Raw genomic sequence first — 18,132 nt, 5'->3', positions numbered from 1 at the left:
ATGCTGACGTGTGAAGCGCGGGAATCGGCGCTGGCCCGGTTGGGGCGGGCGCTGGCGGATCCGACGCGATGCCGAATTCTGGTGGCGTTGCTCGACGGCGTGCGCTACCCGGGCGAATTGGCGTCCCAGCTTGGCCTGACCCGGTCGAACGTGTCCAATCACCTGTCGTGCCTACGTGGTTGCGGCTTGGTGGTAGCCAGCTACGAGGGACGGCAGGTCCGCTACGCGTTGGCCGACGCGCACCTGGCCCGAGCGCTGAGCGAGCTGGTTCAGGTGGTGCTCGCCGTCGACACCGATCAGCCGTGCCTAACCGAACCCGCCGCCGGCAAGACGGGTGCGGCGCGATGATCGACGGGGATGCCCCGAACCAGGTCGGCCCCGTGTTGCCGCGGTCGGCACCGGAGACCGACTGCTGCAATGACGGGTGCTGCGGCACCGAGACCACGAACCTTGTTGCGCCGCAACGGCGTGCCGTGCTGTCGCGACGGGTGCGGCTGCTGGTCTCGGCGACGATCACCTACAACATCATCGAGGCGATCGTCGCGCTCTCGGCCGGGGCGGTGGCGTCGTCGGCCGCGTTGATCGGGTTCGGACTGGACTCGGTGATCGAGGTCTCCTCGGCCGCGGCGGTCTACTGGCAATTCTCCGGACACGACCCCGAGACCCGAGAACGCGCGGCATTGCGGGTCATCGCGCTGTCATTCTTCGCCTTGGCGATTTACGTGACGGCCGAATCCATCCGGTCCCTGGCCGGCGGCCAGACCGCTGGAACATCCACTGCCGGAATCGTTTTGGCGGCCGTGTCGCTGGTGGTCATGCCACTGCTGTCCTACGCGCAGCGCCGCGCCGGCCGCGAGCTGGGTTCGGCCAGCGCGGTCGCCGATTCCAACCAGACCCTGCTGTGCACCTACCTATCCGGCGTGCTGCTGGTCGGCCTGCTGCTGAACTACCTGTTCGGCTGGGCGTGGGCAGATCCGGTGGTGGCATTGGTGATCGCGGCCGTGGCAGTGCGCGAGGGCCGCACGGCCTGGCGCGGCGAGCATTGCTGCTGATCTGACATGCGCCGCACTGCCGCGCATGTCGTTGTCTAGCCGGGCAGCCCGGCCTTGATGGCCGCGTCCTGCTTGCGCGCCACGTCGAGCACGATCTCCGGTGGCACCGGGTCATTCGATGCGCCCTCGAACTCGATGAGCGCGACGACCTTGCCTTCGCCGAAGATCACCGACGTCTTCGCCTTACTGCCGTCGGCCGAGGGCCCCGAGATGATCGTGCCGCCGACGCCCACGTCGGCCGGCGCCGGCGTTCCGCCCTTGATGGCGCCGTTCTGCGGGTCGGTGTAGGACTTGGTGAGCGAGTCGCGGTCCTTGTCGGCCGCACCGGGGTCCGGGTACACCAGCAGCGAGTCGACGATGCTACGCGAACCGGCCTGGTTGGTGAACACACCCTCGATGCCCGGCGCCGGGTCGGTCAGTTGGCGTGTTTTGGGCCCGGTGAAACTGTCACCCGGCACCACGATGTCGGTGGCCTTGATCAGCAGGTTGCTGTAGTCCGACGGCTGCGCGGCAGCGCTGGTCGACGCCGGAGCCGCCGACGACGAGGACGCCGCGGACGAACTCGTCGTCGACGATTTCGACGACGACGAGGGACTGGAGGACTTGTCGCTGCCACACCCCGTAACCGCTACGCCGACCACCAAAGTGGTTGCCGCCAGACCAGCTGCCGCCACCGATAGCTTCTTCACGATTGGCTCCCTTGACTGTCGTCCCGATTTGCTAGCGTCTCGCGCAACATAGCGGATCCTGGGTGAACGGAAAATGAATCACCTTAAATAGTTTCCCGATTAACAAACCACACCCCGGCGCGCAGCGCTACCGCGAAGCCGTCGGCGACATTGCGGGAGTGTGAAGGACGCTCGACGGCTTGCGGCCCGCTCAGCCCCGGCGGAACCGGTCGCGCATTTGCGGGTCGTTCTCCCACCACAGCCCCGAGGCAGCGGCCCGTTCGCTCTCGACGGCCTCGGTTCGGTCCAGCTCGGCATCGACCTGGACGGCCTGCGCGCGTTCGTCGCGTGACAACGCCCGCATCAACAGCAGCACAAACGGCAACCCGACCACGTCGCCGAGAATCCACAGCACGCCCGCACCGATGGTCTGGTCGAGCCGCTGATCCGGCCCCCACGAGCGATGCAGCGCCGAGTAGTACGCCGCCGCGATCAACGAGCCCTGCCAGATCACCAGCCCCAGCAGTCCGTCGCCCAGGGTCTCGCCGACCGAGATCAGCAACGAGATCAGTTGCGGGTACCTGCGCGGCACGGGATCCGCCTGCAGCCGGGCGTAGAAGTAACCAAATCCTATGATTACCAAGACTATTCGAGTGGGCGCGCCGATCCATTGGTTTTGCAGGGCCGCGGTGTACCAGGGCGTCAGGTAGAGCAGCCACGGGGTGGCCAGCATCGCCAGCGAGGTCGTCAACGGGTGCACCAGCACTCGAGCCCACCGCGTGCCCAGCAGCCGGTCGATGCGCTCGCGGACGCCCGGCCCCGCCGCGTCACGCAGGACCGTGATCGGTTTGCCTTGCGCGAGAAAGAACGGCACCACATACAGCAACAGCAGTACCTGCAGCGCGCGCATCCAGAACAGGACGTAGGCGTAGCTGCCGATCGCGCTGACGGTCGCCAGGACCCACAGAGCAATGCCGACGCCGAAGCAGCCGGCCTGCGCGACGGACCGGGTACCGCCGCGGGCATTCCGGTAACACCACGCATATGTGCCGGCGACCAACACGATCGCGATCGCGGAGGTGGGATCCAGACACCAGGTCTGGACCAGGGCGCCCCATGTCAGCGGGCCCGGATCAACGGGCATGGCCCACAGCGTATTGCGGCTTAGCCGGCGCTAGTTACGGAGCACCGTCAGGCTTGGGTCCGCGCCCCTCACCGGTCAGGTAATGCGGGCAATACGAGCCGGCCGCGATGGCCGTGAACTTGGCCGCGCCGTTCTCGGCGAATCCCGGATTGCGCAGCTGAAGGTTGTTGACGATTTCCTGGTCGGTATGTCCCGAGTCCACGAGTGCGCACACCGTCTTACCGGCCGATATCGCGGCAGCCGGGTCCTGGAAGGTGAGCCCGGCGTCTTTGAGCTCCTTGAGGAAGTTGGCATCGGCGGCCGGATCCGGTTCGGGGCTGGGACTCGGGCTGGGGTCGGCGTGCGCCGGAACCGCCAGGACAATCGTGAAAGCGAAGCTGAGCAGCATCACGAGACGTCTCATAACTTCCGAATTCTCCCAGAGTTGCTGAAAACACGCATCCCGCCTAGTTGGCCGGGCGAGCCGCGGGCGGATGGTGTTGGCTAGGACGACGTGGCTGCCATCTTGATTGTTCTCGATGTCTTTATCGGCATCATCGCCGTGGTCGGACTGTTTTTCACGTGGAAGCAACTGCGGGCCCGCCGTCGAAGGTCGGGGGCCAAGGGCGTCGTGCTGGTGGTCGATCGGCTCACCCCGCGCCGAAGGAACGTCGCCCGTCTGCAAGTGAGCCTGCGTATGGTCGGACCCACCGTGCGCTATGAGGTGGGCCTGGATCTAGAAGCAGACGGCAAGGCGTTCGAGGTGTCGACGCCCAAGCCCGAGACGCGTCCGTCGATGGGCTGCGAGGACGCCGAAATGTCTTGGGGTTTCGAGATTTCCGAAGACGAGCTCGACAATGTCTGGGTCATCGCCTCTTGGATTTCGACCGAGAACGCCGACCTGCGGATGGCCGCCCTGGCGTCGAACCTGGGCACGGCGCAAACCTACGAGTGGAGATGGGCGGCCGATTTTCGCGTCTCACGCGCCGGCCATTGGCGCAGGCGCCGCAGCCCGACGACTCCCCCACGCGCCGTGGCCGGGCTGGGGCCGCTGGAACTGGGCCGGGCACCCGGCCGGGGTCGCGCAGCGCTGCCCACGGCCGAGCCCTCCGAAGAGGACAACTAGCGCGTCGTTATTGCGGAGCGGCGGTCGAGGTGGTGTGCGGCAGCGATCCGGGGCAATAGGCCGTGGCCGCAATCGCCGCGAACTTCGCCGCGTTCTCCTCGCGCAGCCCGGGGTTACGGTCTTCCACGGTCTTGACGACGTCGACCATCTGCGTGCCCTGGCCGACCGCCTGGCACACCCACTTGCCCGCCGCGATCGCCCGGCCCGGGTCCGGGAAGGTGACGCCGGACGCCGTCAGCGCGGCGAGGAATTGGTCATCCATGGCGTCGGCGTACGCCGGGGCGGCGGTGCCGACCATGGCGACGGCGCTTACCAGCAACAGGAGGCGTCTCATAACCTCATGATCGTCGCAGACCAGCGGCGAATTCGCATCCCACCGCGGGCAGGGATTCCGGGCCTCCAGATCGTCAACCCGCGGTTGACACTTTCGCCGGGACCTGTTTGCCGCGCTCGAGCCGCGCGACGGCGATTAACGGGCCGCCGCGACCGACCCGAGCGGCTGGTCAAGACGGCTGACCGGACGCCGCGACCCCTCCCGCCGGGCGGCGCCGATGTGCAATTATTCGAAGATGCGCCGCTGGCTGATCGTCCTGTCGACCTTGCTCATCGCCGCCGCGAGCACGGCCGGCGTTGCCGCTGGGCGTGCGTCGGCGCAGGACGCGCCGATCGGTCACATCGGCGACACCCTGCGGGTAGACACCGGCACCTACATCGCCGACGTCACCGTCAGCAGCGTGACGCCCTGCGATCCGCCGCCCGGGTTCGGCTACACCCGCAGCGGCGTTCCGATCAAAAGCTTCCCCGGCAGCACCCCTAACCGTGCCGACGTGACGGTCCGCGCGATCCAGGTGCCCAACCCGTTCATCATGGCGACCGCGTTCAGCTTCGACGGGGTGACTCCGTTCGCCGACGCCTACAAGCCGCGCGCCTCCGACGCACCCGACGCTTTGGACAACGTGCTCACCAACGCCCCGAACGGCGCGGTCGTGCGCGGCGGGGTGTATTGGGATGCCTACCGCGATCCGGTCTCCAACGTCGTGCTGCTGGACCGCAAGACCGGCAAGCACCTCGCTCAGTGGAACCTCTGACACTAGCCGTCCAGCGTGTCGCGACGGATTCCGTCGACGTCATAGAACTGGCTAACGTTGCGGCCCTTACCTTTCCGTTGGCATGCCCGCCGACGGCGACGCCGGAGAACATCGCGTCCTTCGTCGACGCGAACCTGTCGCCCGCCCGGTTCGTCGAGTATCTCAACGACCCGCAACGGGCCGTTCTCACCGCGCGCCGCGACGACCGGATTGTCGGCTACGCCATGCTTGTTCACGGCGTCTCCGACCACCCCGGCGTGCAGCTGGCGGTCGAAATCCGCCCTGCCGCAGAGCTATCCAAGTTGTATGTGCTGCCCGACTACCACGGCAGCGGGGCGGCGGCGGCGCTGATGGAAAGCGCGCTGGCCGTCACAGCCGACTGGGACGTGCGCTGCGTGTGGCTGGGTGTCAGCAAGGCAAACCAACGCGCACAACGCTTTTACACCAAGAGCGGATTTAAGATCAACGGCAGAAGGACGTTTCAAGTCGGCGATCACCTGGAAAACGACTACGTCATGATCCGCGAGGTTGGGTAGCCGCGGCCGTCAGCGCCAGCAACCGAGAAATAGCCCGTAAGTACTTCTTTCGGTACCCACCGGCCAGCATCTCGTCACTGAAGACGGTGTCCAGTTTCGCACCGGAGGCCACCACCGGAATGCCGGCGTCGTACAGGCGATCGGTCAGTGACACCAGTCGCAGCGCCACGTTCTGGTCGTCGATGCCGTGCACCCCGGTCAGGAACACCACCGTCACTCCCTCGATCAGCGTCAGGTAGCGCGACGGGTGCATGGTCGCCAAATGCGCACACAGGGAATCGAAGTCGTCCAGTGTCGCACCGGTCACTTCGGCAGCGCGCGCGACGACCTCGTCGTCGGACGGAGGCTGCGGCGCCGGCGGCAGGCCGCGGTGCCGATAGTCCGGGCCCTCGATCCGCACGGTGGTGAAAATGCTTGCCAGCGTGTTGATCTCGCGCAGAAAATCCTGAGCGGCAAACCGGCCCTCCCCCAGCTGCTCGGGCAGCGTGTTGGAGGTGGCGGCTACCGACACTCCCCGCTCGACCAACGACGACAGCAGCCGCGAGATCAGTGTGGTGTTGCCCGGATCGTCGAGTTCGAACTCGTCGATGCACACCGCGGTGTAGTCGGCCAGCAGGTCGATGCATTCGGTAAACCCGAACACCCCGGCCAGCTGGGTCAGCTCCCCGAACGTCGCGAATGCCTTGGGATGCTCCGGCGCACCCGGCCCCGACCCAGGCAGTTGGTAGTAGGCCGAGGCCAGCAGATGCGTTTTGCCGACCCCGAATCCGCCGTCCAGGTAGATGCCGACGCCGGGCAGCACCTCTCGTTTTCCGAACAGTTTTCGCCGGCCCGCCCGCCGCTCCTGGGCCTGGCGGCAGAAGTCCTGACACGCCACCAGGGCGGCGGCCTGGCTCGGTTCCGCCGGATCCGGGCGATAGGTCCCGAAGCTGACGTCGGCGAACGTTGGCGGAGGCCGTAATTGGGCGATCAGCCGTTGCGGCGACACGCTCGGATGCCGATCCACCAGATGCTCCACGCACGCGAGACCATCCGCGGACGTGGACCCGTGCATGCGCAAACTCTAACGGCGTGCTGCAATCGTCCTCATGCCCGAGTCAGGCACCGGCAGAGCCGCCGACATCTCGTTGACCCTGCTCGGATCGGGGCGCGAACTCGGCGACGGCGAACTCCCCGGGCTCTACGCCTACCCGGACGGGGACATGACCTGGGTGCGGGCGAATTTCATCACCAGCATCGACGGCGGCGCCACCGCCGAGGGCAAGAGCGGCTCGATGGCCGGGCCCGGTGACCGGTTGATCTTCTTCCTGCTGCGCGAGCTCGCGGACGTCATCGTCGTCGGCGCGGGCACCGTGCGGATCGAGGGCTATTCCGGCGCGCACGCGAGCATCGCCGAGCGGCAACGCCGGCAGGCCCGCGGGCAGACCGAAGTGCCGCAATTGGCCATCGTCACCAAATCCGGCCGGCTGGAACGGGAGATGGGGGTGTTCACCCGTACCGAGGTGCCGCCGCTGGTGCTCACGTGCACGGCCGCGGCCGACGAGACCCGCCGCTTCCTCGGCGACCTGGCCGAAGTGGTCGACTGCTCCGGACGCGATCCCGACAAGGTCGACGAGGGCGCGCTGCTGGCGATCCTGCGGGCCCGCGGAATGCGTCGCGTGCTGACCGAAGGTGGGCCGATGCTGTTGGGCGCGTTGATGCAACGGGACCTGCTCGACGAGCTATGCCTGACGATCGCGCCGTTTATCGTCGGCGGGCTCGCCCGGCGCATCGCGACGGGTGCCGGTCAGGCGCTGACCCGGATGGACTGCACCCACCTCCTGAGCGACGACGCCGGCTACCTGTACACGCGCTACGTCCGGACTCAGCCCTCTTAGCCCGGTGACGATGCGCCCCGCGCAGCGGGGTGAGGAGAAGGCGGGCAATCGTGCCGAGCCCGGCGAAACCGCGCGGCATGGCTACTGTGGTCGGCATGAGTCGGCACATCAGGTCCGCGACCACCCTGGTCGCGGTCACCGCGCTGCTCACCGCGTGCGTTCCCGGCCTGGCCGCCGACCCGCGCTTCGCCACCAACTCCGGCGCCCGGCCACAGGGCGCCGCCCCCACGAAGCCGCCGCCCGCCGGTCCGCCGCCGATCGCCGCCCCCAAGAACGACTTGTCGTGGCGCGACTGCACGTCGAAGGTGTTCAACGACGCCGGCGTGCGCAATGCCCCGGCCGGCGTGCGGCTGGATTGCGCGAACTACGACGCCGATCTCGATCCGGTCAACGGCGGATCGGGGACGGTTTCGGTCGGCGTGGTGCGTGCCCGGTCGAACCAGACCCCGCAGGACGCCGGCCCCGTCGTCTTCACGACGGGCTCCGACCTGCCGTCGTCGGCGCAGTTGCCGGTGTGGCTCGCCCGGTCGGGCAACGATCTGCTGCAGGCCCACCCGATCGTCGCCGTGGACCGCCGCGGCATCGGCATGTCGGCCCCGATCGATTGCCGGGATCGCGCAGACCGCCAGGCCATGCGCGATCAGGCGCAATTCCAGAGTGGCGACGACCCGGTCGCCAATCTGTCCGACATCTCCAACAACGCGACGACGAGCTGCACCGACGCGATCGCGCCGGGTGACAGCGCCTACGACAACTCGCATGCCGCCTCCGACATCGAACGGCTGCGCAGCCTCTGGGACGTGCCGGCGGTCGCGTTGCTCGGCATCGGCAACGGCGCCCAGGTCGCGCTGAGCTACGCGTCGTCGCGACCCGACAAGGTCGCCCGGCTGATGCTTGATTCGCCAATTGCGTTGGGCGTCAACGCCGAAACTGCCGCCGAGCAACAGGTCAAGGGCCAGCAGGCCGCGCTCGACGCGTTCGCCTCTCAATGCATCGCGGTGAACTGCGCGCTGGGTCCCGATCCCAAGGGCGCCGTCAGTGCGCTGCTGGCCGATGCCCGGGCCGGCCGGGGGCCTGGCGGCGCCTCGCTGGCCGAGGTCGTCAACGCGATCACCGTCGCGCTGGGCTTCCCGTCCGGCGGCCGCGTCAACGCCACGACGAGCCTGGCCAACGCGCTGGCCGCGGCCCGCTCCGGCGACACCAATCAGCTGACCAGCCTGATCAACCACGCCGATGCCCTCCAGGACACCGACGGTCAGTTCGTCAACTCCTGCAGCGACGCGATCAACCGTCCGACCCCGGACCGGATCCGTGAACTCGTGGTTGCCTGGGGCAAGCTTTATCCGCAGTTCGGCACGGTCGCCGCGCTCAACCTGGTCAAGTGCGTGCACTGGCCCACGATCTCGCCGCCGGCACCGCCGAAGGAGCTCAAGGTCGACGTCGTGTTGCTGGGTGTGCAGAGCGACCCGATCGTCGGCTCCGAAGGCGTGGCCCAGACGGCGGCCACGATCATCAACGCGGGCGCGGCCAGCCGGCGGGTGATGTGGCAGGGCATCGGTCACGGGGCGAGCATCTACACGCCCTGCGCGACCCCGCCGATGGTCGGCTATCTCAACAGCGGCAAGCTGCCCGGCACCGACACATACTGTCCCGCCTGAGCTGACGGCCCCACGCCGCGGTGTACGGTGCGCTGGTGACGGCAGCTGACTCGACTCGGACCGGCCTGCGCGATTGGGTGCTGGCCGCCTTCCGTCCCCGCTCCGGGCCCCCCAGCACCGCGACGATTGTGCGGTCCGCGCTGTGGCCGGCGGCGATCTTTTCGGTGCTGCACCGCAGCATCGTGATCACCACCAACGGCAATATCACCGACGACTTCAAACCGGTCTACCGGGCGGTGCTGAACTTCCGGCAAGGCTGGGACATCTACAACGAGCACTTCGACTATGTCGACCCGCACTACCTGTATCCGCCCGGCGGCACGCTGCTGATGGCGCCCTTCGGCTACCTGCCGTTCGCGCCGTCGCGCTACCTGTTCATCCTGATCAACACGATCGCAATCCTGATCGCCTGGTACTTGCTGCTGCGGCTGTTCAAATTCACGCTGGCCTCGGTGGCCGCCCCGGCCCTGCTGCTGGCGATGTTCTGCACCGAGACGGTGACGAACACGCTGGTGTTCACCAACATCAACGGCTGCGTGCTGCTCGCCGAGATGCTCTTTCTGTGGTGGCTGCTGGATGGCAAGCAAAGGCATCAGTGGTGGGCCGGTTTCGTGATCGGGCTAACGCTCACGTTGAAACCGGTGCTGCTCCCGCTGTTACTGCTGCCGCTGCTCAATCGCCAGTGGCGGGCGCTGGTGCCGGCGTTGGCGGTTCCGATCGCCATCAATGCGGCCGCGTGGCCGTTGGTCGCCGATCCGATGGACTTCGTCACGAAAACCGTGCCGTACTTCCTGGGCACCCGCGACTACTTCAACAGCTCCATCGAGGGCAACGGTCTGTACTTCGGCCTGCCCACCTGGCTGATCGTGTTCCTGCGACTGCTGTTCACGGTGTTGGCGTTCGGCGCGATCTGGCTGCTGTACCGCTACTACCGCACCCGTGACCCGCTGTTCTGGTTCACCACCTCGGCGGGCGTGCTGCTGCTGTGGTCGTGGCTGGCACTGTCGCTGTCGCAGGGCTACTACTCGATGATGCTGTTCCCGTTCCTGATGACGGTCGTGCTGCCCAATTCCACGATCCGCAATTGGCCGGCCTGGCTGGGGATCTACGGCTTCATGACGCTGGACCGGTGGCTGCTGTTCAACTGGATGCGATGGGGCCGGGCGCTGGAATACCTCAAGATCACCTACGGCTGGTCGCTGTTGCTGATCGTGGTGTTCACGGTGCTCTACTTCCGCTACTGCGACGCCAAGGCCGAAAACCGGCTGGACGGCGGGATCGATCCCGCCTGGCTGGCGTCCGAGGGCGAGCACGACGCGGCGATCGCAAGCGCGGCTCAGTCGGGCGCGGCGGGTCACCTCCATTAGGGCTAGCGTGGAGACATGACTTCCGACGTGTCGCAGCCCAAATTGCAGCTGACCGACGACGAGTGGCGCAAGAAACTGACTCCCGAGGAGTTTGCGGTGCTGCGTCGCGCCGGCACCGAGCGCCCGTTCGTCGGTGAGTACACCGACACCAAAACCGAGGGCGTGTATGAGTGCCGGGCCTGCGGGGCAGAGTTGTTCCGCAGCACGGAGAAATTCGACTCGCACTGCGGCTGGCCGTCGTTCTTCGATCCGGCCAATTCGGATGCGGTGATCCTGCGGGCAGACCATTCGATGGGCACGACACGCACCGAGGTGCTCTGCGCGAACTGCCACAGTCACCTCGGTCACGTGTTCGACGGCGAGGGTTACCCGACGCCGACGGATCAGCGCTACTGCATCAACTCGATCTCGCTGCGCCTGGTGCCGACCGGGGCCTAACCCGTCGGCTCTTGTTCCAGTGCGCGCTGAGGGCTTTGAGTGTGCGCTGACGCCGCAAAATCGGCGAAATTCGCGCCCTGGTCGCGCACTCGTCGCACGCGTGGCTGCGGTCTCATCGCATGCTTTCGCCGCGACGTCGGCTGCTGTACCGTTGCCCCAACAGTAAGGTCTTACAGCCAAGCATCGGGAAGCGGGCGGACATGACCAAAGACGACATGATCCTGATCAGCGTCGACGACCACATCGTCGAGCCGCCCGACATGTTCAAGGATCACCTGCCGAAGAAATACGTCGAAGAGGCGCCGCGGCTGGTGCACAACCCAGATGGCAGCGATAGCTGGCAATTTCGCGATGTGGTGATTCCGAACGTCGCGCTCAATTCGGTGGCGGGCCGGCCGAAGGAGGAGTACGGGCTGGAACCGCAGGGGCTCGACGAGATCCGGCCGGGCTGCTACAACGTCGACGAGCGGATCAAGGACATGAACGCGGGCGGGATCTTCGCCTCGATCTGTTTTCCGACGTTCCCCGGGTTCGCCGGCCGGCTGTTCGCCATCGAGGACCGCGACTTCGGCCTGGCCCTGCTGCGGGCCTACAACGACTGGCATGTCGAGGAGTGGTGCGGGGCGTATCCGGCGCGGTTCATCCCGATGTGCCTGCCGGTGATCTGGGACGCCGAGGCGTGCGCGGCGGAGGTGCGGCGCAACGCCGAGCGCGGCGTGCACGCGTTGACGTTCAGCGAGAACCCGGCGGTGTTGGGCTACCCCAGCTTCCACGACAGCTACTGGGATCCGCTGTGGAAAGCCTTGTGCGACACCGAGACCGTGATGAACGTGCACATCGGGTCCTCGGGCAAACTGGCGGTCACCGCCGCCGACGCGCCGATGGACGTGATGATCACGCTGCAGCCGATGAACATCGTGCAAGCCGCCGCGGATCTGCTGTGGTCGGCGCCGATCAAGAAGTACCCCGAGCTCAAGATCGGCCTGAGTGAGGGCGGCACCGGCTGGATCCCGTATTTCCTGGAGCGTGCCGACCGCACCTATGAGATGCACTCCACCTGGACGCACCAGGACTTCGGCGGCAAGTTGCCCAGCGAGGTGTTCCGCGAGCACTTCCTGACGTGCTTCATCAGCGACGACGTCGGAGTCCAGCTGCGTCACCAGATCGGCATCGACAACATCTGCTGGGAGGCCGACTACCCGCACAGCGACTCGATGTGGCCCGAAGCGCCCGAACAACTCTGGGACGTGCTCAGCGGCCACAGCGTGTCGGAATCCGACCTCAACAAGATGACCCACGAAAACGCCATGCGCTGGTATTCGTTCGACCCGTTCGCGCACCACCCGCGCGAGCAGGCCACGGTGCGCGCGCTACGCCGCGCCGCCGAAGGACATGACGTCTCGGTGCGCGCGCTGAGCCATCACCAGAAGGGCGAGCGGGAGGCCAACGCGCTGGCCGACGCGGTCCGCGGCAACACCTAGCGCTGAGTGGACTGTGCGCTCACGGCGTCGAGTGGGCATGGAGGGCGTCGGGGCGTGCGCTGAGGGTGGCGGAATCGGTGAAATCCGCGCCCTGGCGTCACGCTCAACGCAAGAAGACGGTCAAACGCCGAAAGCCGGTCAGTCCAGCCGGGTAGCGTGCACTTCCCAGAACGGGGCGTGCACCCGGCCGCCCTTCAGCCAGGGCTCCATCGCGCGGTACCGCTTCAGCATGTCCTCGGCATGCTCGGCCATGTCGGGATTGCGCTTGGCCATCATCTCGATGCTCTCCGCGCTGACGTTGACCTGGTAGGTGGTGGTGCCCAGGTAGGTGATCTCCCAGCCGCCGGCCGGAAGCACATCACGAAAGTCCTTCTCGGACAACGACCGCATCATCGTGAACCCGTTGACGTCGTGCGCGCCGAACTCGAACATGTAGAGCCGCGCGCCCGGTTTGGTGGCCCGCCGCAGCGCGTGCGCGTACGACTGCGCAAGCTCGGGCTCGCTGCTGAAGGTGTGATAGAAGGCGCAGTCGACCACGGTGTCGAACCGGTTCTCCAGGCCTTCCAGCTTGGTGGCGTCGGCCAGCTCGAAATTGACTGTTACGCCGGCCTTTCGGGCGTTTTCGCGGGCCCGCTCCAGGGCGGCTGCCGACCCGTCGATGCCGGTCGCCGAGTAGCCCTTGGACGCGTAGTAGATCGCGTGATGGCCGGGGCCTGTTCCTGGGTCGAGCACCTCACCCTTGATCGCGCCCAGCGCGACCAGCTGCTGGACCACCGGCTGCGGGCCGCCGATGTCCCACGGTGTGGCGGTGGGCAGGCCGTGCGAGGTTCGCTCGTCGCGGTACATCTCTTCGAAACGGGTGGGATCGTTCGGGTCGAAATCGGTTGTCATATCTCCCCCTTCGCTTGTGGATCGCCGGTCAGGGCAGGGCGTTCACCAGCTGCTCGATGGGCACCCGCGGCCCGGTGAAGAACGGCGTCTCCTCGCGGGTGTGCCGGCGCGCGTCGGTGGCGCGCAATTCGCGCATCAGGTCGACGATGCGGTGCAGCTCGGGCGCCTCGAAGGCCAGGATCCATTCGTAGTCACCGAGCGCGAACGCCGGAACGGTGTTGGCGCGGACGTCCTTGTACTCGCGTGCGGCCATGCCGTGTTCGGCCAGCATGCGGCGACGCTCCTCGTCGGGCAGCAGGTACCACTCGTAGGACCGCACGAAGGGATACACGCAGATGTAGGCGCCGGGCTCCTCGCCGGCCAGGAACGCCGGGATGTGGCTCTTGTTGAACTCCGCCGGCCGGTGCAGCGCCACACTGCTCCACACCGGCGCGCTGACCTGGCCCAGGGTGGTGGTGCGGCGGAAATCGGCGTAGGTGGCTTGCAGCGCCTCGACGCGCTCGGCGTGCGTCCAGATCATGAAGTCGGCGTCGGCCCGCAAACCGGCGACGTCGTAGAGGCCGCGCACCACGACACCGCGTTCCTCCTGCTGCTTGAAAAACCGCGTCGCGTCGTCGATTACGGCTTCGCGCTGCTCGCCGAGCTCGCCGGGCTCCACCGAGTAGACCGAGAACATCAGATAGCGAATCGTGGAGTTCAGGGCGTCAAAGTCGATCTTGGCCATGAGACCTATCGTGCCACTTCCGGGTTGGCGGCCTCGGTGGCCCTGATCACACGCTCGACGGCCTTGCCGGCCGCACCGATGCAGGCGGGCACACCGATTCCGTCCAGATAGCTGCCCGCCACGGCCAACGTCTCCGGCAGCCCGTCGCGCAGCTGCGCGACCACCTCGGCGTGACCCGGCCCGTACTGCGGCATCGCCTCGATCCACCGCTGCACGCGGGCATCCACCGGCTCGACGGCCAGCCCGAACACGGTGGCCAGGTCGTCGACCGCCCAGGCCAGCAGCTCCTCGTCGGAGGCGGCGGCGGCCAGGTGGTCGCCGAATCGCCCGAACGACACCCGAAGGAATTGCAGGTCACCCGGGATGCCCCATTTCCGCGACGACAGGGTGATCGCCTTGCCCCGCAACTGCTCACCGCTGGCGGCCAGCACACCCGAGCACTCCGGGAACGCGGTATCGCCGGGCACGGCGAGCGCCACCACCGCCGCCGATGCGCTCGTGATGCGGCGCGCGGCGGCGACCGTCTGCGGTGCCACGCCAAAGATCAAGCGCGCCAGCCGCGGCGCGGGGATCGCCAGGATCACGGCGTCGGCATTCCAGACCGCCCCGGCGTCATCGCGCAGCGTCCAGCCCGGTCCGCCACGCTCGAGCCGGTCCACCGCGGCGCGAACCCACCGCGGCCGGGCGCGCGCGACCAGCTCGTCGAGCAGCACCTGATAGCCGCCGTCCAGCGCACCGAACACCGGCGCCCCCGTGGCCGGCGGCAACCCCTGCCGTACCGCGTCGGTCAAGCTGGTGGCGCCACGATCCAATGCCGCCGCCACGCTGGGGGCCGCGGCGCGCAGCCCAATCGTGGCCGCCGAGCCGGCGTACACCCCGCTCAGCAGCGGGTCGACGGATCGCGCGACGGTTTGCTCGCCGAACCGGTCGCCCACCAATTCCGCTGCGGCCGGGTCGCTTCCGGGCCGCCAGTCCAGCGGCCGGCCCGGTTCGGCGTCGATGCGCGCGACGGTGGCGTCGTCGACCAGTCCGGCCACCGAGGCCGCCGACGATGGAATCCCGACGACCGTGCCCGCCGGCAGCGGGTGCAGCCGTCGCTGGCTGTAGATCAACGGCCGGGCACCGGTGGTGCCGATCTGACGATCGGACAGGCCCAGCTCGGCCAGCAGTTCGGGCACCTCGGGCCGGCGCAGCACGAACGCCTCGGCGCCCAGGTCCACCGGCCGCCCGCCGAGCTGCTCGGTGCGCAAGATCCCGCCGAGGCGCTGGCCCGGATCGAACAGCGTGATGTTCGCGTCGTCCCCCGCCGCCATCCGCAGCCGGTAGGCCGCGGTCAGGCCGGAAATTCCGCCGCCCACAACACAATACGACCGCGAGGTCATAGCGAATGGACCAACGACACCACGTCGGTCAGCACGCCGGGGTCGGTCTCGGGCAGCACTCCGTGGCCCAGATTGAAGACATGGCCCCCGGCCCCGGCGTCGACGGCGCGACGGCCATCGTCGACGACGGCGCGCGCCGCGCGTTCCACCACCGGCCAGCCCGCCAGCAACACCACCGGATCGAGGTTGCCCTGCAGCGCCGTGCCGGACCGCACCCTGGCCGCGGCGTCGGTGAGCGAGGTGCGCCAATCGACGCCGACGACCGTCGGGCCCGCTTCGCCCATCGCGCCCAGCAATTCCGCCGTCCCGACCCCGAAATGGGTCATCGGCAAGCCGTATTCGGCCAGGGCCGCGAACACCCGGCTGCTGTGCGGCAGCACGTATTGGCGGTAATCGGCCAGCGACAACGTTCCCGCCCACGAGTCGAACAGCTGGATGGCGTCCACCCCGGCGCCGATCTGGCCGCGCAGGAATTCCACGGTGAGATCGGTGAGCTTCGACATCAGCGCGTGCCAGCTGGCCGGCTCGGCCAGCATCATCGCTTTGGTGCGGGCGTGGTTGCGGCTGGGGCCGCCTTCGACCAGATAGGACGCCAGCGTGAAGGGCGCACCGGCGAAACCGATCAGCGGCACCGCGCCCAGCGCGTCGACAAGCAGCGAAACCGCCCGGCAGACCGGCTGAATCGCTTGCGGCTCAAGCGGTTTCATCGCCTCAATATCGGCGTCGGTGCGGATCGGGTGTGCGATCACCGGTCCGACGTCGGGGACGATGTCCAAGTCGATGCCCGCGGCGCGCAGCGGAACCACGATGTCGGAGAACAGGATCGCGGCGTCGACGTCATGGCGCCGAATCGGCTGCAGGGTGATCTCGCAGACCACCTCGGGCTCGAAACACGCCGCCAGCATGCTGTGTTGTTGACGCAGGGCGCGATATTCGGGCAGCGAACGCCCGGCCTGCCGCATGAACCACACCGGCACCCGGCCGGGTTTGCGGCCGGTGACGGCAGCCAGGTAGGGCGACTCGGGAAGGTCGCGACGCGTACTCATCGACCTCAATGCTGCCACGGGGGCCCGGCGACGGCCCCTGGAGCACCTGGCCACGCTGCGTAACATCAACCCAGTGTCAGTCGCACCGATCTCCGTCAACTACGACGAATTCCCCAGCCTGCGCTTCGAACACGGCGAGAACGGCGTCCTCACGGTGGTTCTCGACGCCCCCGGGCTGAATTCGGTCGGGCCGCAGATGCACCGCGATCTCGCCGACGTCTGGCCGGCCATCAATCGCGACCCCGCCGTACGGGCCGTCCTGATCCGCGGTGAGGGCAAGGCGTTTTCGTCCGGCGGCAGTTTCGACCTGATCAGCGAGACCATCGGCGACTACGAGGGCCGGCTGCGCATCATGCGCGAGGCCCGCGATCTGGTGCTCAACATCGTCAACTTCGACAAGCCGATGGTTTCGGCGATCCGGGGACCCGCCGTCGGCGCCGGCCTGGTGGTGGCGCTGCTCTCCGACATCTCGGTGGCCGGGCGGACCGCCAAGATCATCGACGGGCACACCAAGCTCGGAGTGGCCGCGGGCGACCACGCGGCGATCTGCTGGCCACTGCTGGTCGGCATGGCCAAGGCCAAGTACTACCTGCTCACCTGCGACACCCTGCTGGGCGAGGAAGCCGAGCGGATCGGCCTGGTATCCCTGTGTGTCGACGACGACGACGTGCTCTCGCGAGCGGTCGGCATCGCCAATGATCTGGCGCAAGGAGCCCAAAACGCGATCCGGTGGACCAAACACAGCCTCAACTACTGGTATCGCATGTTCGCCCCCGCCTTCGAGACGTCACTCGGCCTGGAGTTCTTGAGTTTCAGCGGCCCCGACGTGCAGGAAGGGCTGGCGGCGCATCGCGAAAAGCGCCCGGCCCGATTCAACGGCTGAATAGCCCCTGAGCAGGCTAAACAGCGAATGAAGACGACGTGACACAACCTGGTAACAGCTTGATCGCGACGGGTTTGGAAATCGGCGCGCCTGTCGCGGCGTGTCGGGCGATGGGTCTAGCGTCGAACGCTGTGACCCGCGCATACGACGATGCGGAGCGGGAGCGATGTGGGGGTACCGCCCGCTTGCGGGAGACAGGAGTTGCGCCAGTGACCTCAGTCGAACCAGGCCCGTTCCGCGAGGCGGTGGCGGCCATGAACGCCGTCAACACCCGGCCGGAGATCGAGCTGGGGCCGATCCGGCCGCCGCAGCGCCTGGCGCCCTTCAGCTACGCGCTGGGGGCCGAGGTGAAGCACCCCGACCTCGAGATCGTGCCCGAGCGGTCGGAGGGCGACGCGTTCGGCCGACTGATCCTGCTCTACGACCCGGACGGCGCCGACGCCTGGGACGGCACCACCCGCCTGGTCGCCTACATTCAGGCAGACCTGGACTCCAGTGAGGCCGTCGATCCGCTGCTGCCCGAAGTGGCGTGGAGCTGGCTGGTCGACGCGCTGGAAGCCCGGACGGACCAGGTCACGGCGCTGGGCGGCACCGTCACCGCCACCACCTCCGTGCGCTACGGCGACATCTCCGGGCCGCCACGCGCCCACCAGCTCGAGCTGCGGGCCTCCTGGACCGCGACCACACCCGCCATCGGCGCACATGTCGAAGCGTTTTGCGAGGTGCTGGAGCACGCCGCGGGCCTACCGCCGGCCGGGGTCACCGACCTGAGCTCGCGGTCACGCGCCTGAC

General features: G+C 67.7%; 21 protein-coding genes. 12 read left to right on the top strand and 9 right to left on the bottom strand.

What is annotated here, in order from left to right:
• Both cmtR and SKC41_RS24895 read left to right on the top strand, forming a co-directional pair.
• On the top strand, positions 1 to 348 hold the full coding sequence (cmtR, locus tag SKC41_RS24900) for a Cd(II)/Pb(II)-sensing metalloregulatory transcriptional regulator CmtR (RefSeq protein ID WP_330980361.1): 348 nt from the start codon (positions 1 to 3) through the stop codon (positions 346 to 348).
• Positions 345 to 1,052 (top strand): cation transporter, encoded by a 708-nt coding sequence (locus SKC41_RS24895; RefSeq protein ID WP_330980360.1) that lies wholly within the window; start codon positions 345 to 347, stop codon positions 1,050 to 1,052. The genes cmtR and SKC41_RS24895 overlap by 4 nt, the downstream gene beginning before the upstream one ends.
• A 35-nt stretch (positions 1,053 to 1,087) precedes the next feature.
• On the opposite strand, the gene SKC41_RS24890 is transcribed toward SKC41_RS24895, so the two are convergent.
• The 3 genes from SKC41_RS24890 to SKC41_RS24880 form a co-directional block, all read right to left on the bottom strand.
• A complete protein-coding gene (locus tag SKC41_RS24890) occupies positions 1,088 to 1,741 on the bottom strand; it encodes a hypothetical protein (RefSeq protein WP_330980359.1) in 654 nt (217 codons plus the stop codon).
• Positions 1,742 to 1,931: 190 nt separating this feature from the next.
• Positions 1,932 to 2,864 carry a cytochrome c oxidase assembly protein gene (locus SKC41_RS24885; RefSeq protein ID WP_330980358.1) on the bottom strand — a complete coding sequence of 311 codons (933 nt, stop codon included), beginning with the start codon at positions 2,862 to 2,864 and terminating at the stop codon, positions 1,932 to 1,934.
• A gap of 34 nt (positions 2,865 to 2,898) precedes the next feature.
• Positions 2,899 to 3,267 (bottom strand): DUF732 domain-containing protein, encoded by a 369-nt coding sequence (locus SKC41_RS24880; protein WP_330980357.1) that lies wholly within the window; start codon positions 3,265 to 3,267, stop codon positions 2,899 to 2,901.
• 90 nt (positions 3,268 to 3,357) lie between these two features.
• On the opposite strand from SKC41_RS24880, the gene SKC41_RS24875 reads away from it, so the two are divergent.
• Positions 3,358 to 3,969 carry a hypothetical protein gene (locus tag SKC41_RS24875; RefSeq protein WP_330980356.1) on the top strand — a complete coding sequence of 204 codons (612 nt, stop codon included), beginning with the start codon at positions 3,358 to 3,360 and terminating at the stop codon, positions 3,967 to 3,969.
• 7 nt (positions 3,970 to 3,976) lie between these two features.
• Here SKC41_RS24875 and SKC41_RS24870 read toward each other — a convergent pair whose 3' ends face one another.
• Positions 3,977 to 4,303 (bottom strand): DUF732 domain-containing protein, encoded by a 327-nt coding sequence (locus SKC41_RS24870; protein WP_330980355.1) that lies wholly within the window; start codon positions 4,301 to 4,303, stop codon positions 3,977 to 3,979.
• 235 nt (positions 4,304 to 4,538) lie between these two features.
• On the opposite strand from SKC41_RS24870, the gene SKC41_RS24865 reads away from it, so the two are divergent.
• Together SKC41_RS24865 and SKC41_RS24860 are read left to right on the top strand one after the other, a co-directional pair.
• On the top strand, positions 4,539 to 5,057 hold the full coding sequence (locus SKC41_RS24865) for a hypothetical protein (RefSeq protein WP_330980602.1): 519 nt from the start codon (positions 4,539 to 4,541) through the stop codon (positions 5,055 to 5,057).
• Entirely contained in the window at positions 5,045 to 5,593 is a 549-nt protein-coding gene (locus tag SKC41_RS24860; protein WP_330980354.1) for a GNAT family N-acetyltransferase, read from the top strand. Before SKC41_RS24865 ends, SKC41_RS24860 begins: the two co-directional genes overlap by 13 nt.
• On the opposite strand, the gene zapE is transcribed toward SKC41_RS24860, so the two are convergent.
• On the bottom strand, positions 5,571 to 6,647 hold the full coding sequence (zapE, locus tag SKC41_RS24855; protein ID WP_330980353.1) for a cell division protein ZapE: 1,077 nt from the start codon (positions 6,645 to 6,647) through the stop codon (positions 5,571 to 5,573). The two genes, SKC41_RS24860 and zapE, sit on opposite strands and share 23 nt — an antisense overlap.
• 34 nt (positions 6,648 to 6,681) lie before the next feature.
• Here zapE and SKC41_RS24850 point away from each other — a divergent pair, with 34 nt between their 5' ends.
• From SKC41_RS24850 to SKC41_RS24830, 5 genes are all read left to right on the top strand, one after another.
• Complete coding sequence (locus tag SKC41_RS24850; RefSeq protein ID WP_330980352.1) at positions 6,682 to 7,470, top strand: pyrimidine reductase family protein; 789 nt, start codon at positions 6,682 to 6,684, stop codon at positions 7,468 to 7,470.
• 77 nt (positions 7,471 to 7,547) lie between these two features.
• Positions 7,548 to 9,128, top strand: coding sequence for an alpha/beta hydrolase (locus tag SKC41_RS24845; protein WP_330980351.1), 1,581 nt, complete (start codon positions 7,548 to 7,550; stop codon positions 9,126 to 9,128).
• 20 nt (positions 9,129 to 9,148) lie between these two features.
• Positions 9,149 to 10,495: an arabinofuranan 3-O-arabinosyltransferase gene (aftC, locus tag SKC41_RS24840; protein ID WP_330980350.1), complete on the top strand. Its 1,347-nt coding sequence runs from the start codon at positions 9,149 to 9,151 to the stop codon at positions 10,493 to 10,495.
• Positions 10,496 to 10,522: 27 nt separating this feature from the next.
• On the top strand, positions 10,523 to 10,933 hold the full coding sequence (msrB, locus tag SKC41_RS24835) for a peptide-methionine (R)-S-oxide reductase MsrB (RefSeq protein ID WP_330980601.1): 411 nt from the start codon (positions 10,523 to 10,525) through the stop codon (positions 10,931 to 10,933).
• Between the two features lie 200 nt (positions 10,934 to 11,133).
• Positions 11,134 to 12,414, top strand: coding sequence for an amidohydrolase family protein (locus tag SKC41_RS24830; protein WP_330980349.1), 1,281 nt, complete (start codon positions 11,134 to 11,136; stop codon positions 12,412 to 12,414).
• Positions 12,415 to 12,552: 138 nt separating this feature from the next.
• Here SKC41_RS24830 and SKC41_RS24825 read toward each other — a convergent pair whose 3' ends face one another.
• Genes SKC41_RS24825 through hemE form a run of 4 tightly spaced genes read right to left on the bottom strand, consistent with a single transcriptional unit; the run spans position 12,553 to position 16,457 of the window.
• A complete protein-coding gene (locus tag SKC41_RS24825) occupies positions 12,553 to 13,305 on the bottom strand; it encodes a class I SAM-dependent methyltransferase (RefSeq protein ID WP_330980348.1) in 753 nt (250 codons plus the stop codon).
• Positions 13,306 to 13,333: 28 nt separating this feature from the next.
• Positions 13,334 to 14,029, bottom strand: a complete 696-nt coding sequence (gene hemQ, locus SKC41_RS24820; protein ID WP_330980347.1) for a hydrogen peroxide-dependent heme synthase — start codon at positions 14,027 to 14,029, stop codon at positions 13,334 to 13,336.
• A gap of 5 nt (positions 14,030 to 14,034) precedes the next feature.
• Complete coding sequence (locus tag SKC41_RS24815) at positions 14,035 to 15,411, bottom strand: protoporphyrinogen oxidase (protein WP_330980346.1); 1,377 nt, start codon at positions 15,409 to 15,411, stop codon at positions 14,035 to 14,037.
• On the bottom strand, positions 15,408 to 16,457 hold the full coding sequence (hemE, locus tag SKC41_RS24810) for a uroporphyrinogen decarboxylase (protein ID WP_330980345.1): 1,050 nt from the start codon (positions 16,455 to 16,457) through the stop codon (positions 15,408 to 15,410). The genes SKC41_RS24815 and hemE overlap by 4 nt, the downstream gene beginning before the upstream one ends.
• An 88-nt stretch (positions 16,458 to 16,545) precedes the next feature.
• On the opposite strand from hemE, the gene SKC41_RS24805 reads away from it, so the two are divergent.
• Both SKC41_RS24805 and SKC41_RS24800 read left to right on the top strand, forming a co-directional pair.
• A complete protein-coding gene (locus SKC41_RS24805; protein ID WP_330980600.1) occupies positions 16,546 to 17,340 on the top strand; it encodes an enoyl-CoA hydratase/isomerase family protein in 795 nt (264 codons plus the stop codon).
• A 131-nt stretch (positions 17,341 to 17,471) separates the two neighbouring features.
• Positions 17,472 to 18,131 carry a DUF3000 domain-containing protein gene (locus SKC41_RS24800; protein WP_442931783.1) on the top strand — a complete coding sequence of 220 codons (660 nt, stop codon included), beginning with the start codon at positions 17,472 to 17,474 and terminating at the stop codon, positions 18,129 to 18,131.
• The last annotated feature ends 1 nt before the right edge of the window (position 18,132 follow it).

The sequence above is a fragment of the Mycobacterium sp. 050128 genome, from assembly GCF_036409155.1.
In the GTDB taxonomy this organism is placed as follows: domain Bacteria; phylum Actinomycetota; class Actinomycetes; order Mycobacteriales; family Mycobacteriaceae; genus Mycobacterium.
The sequence above is the reverse complement of the archived record's forward strand: the minus strand, read 5'-3'. Positions and strand labels throughout refer to the sequence as shown.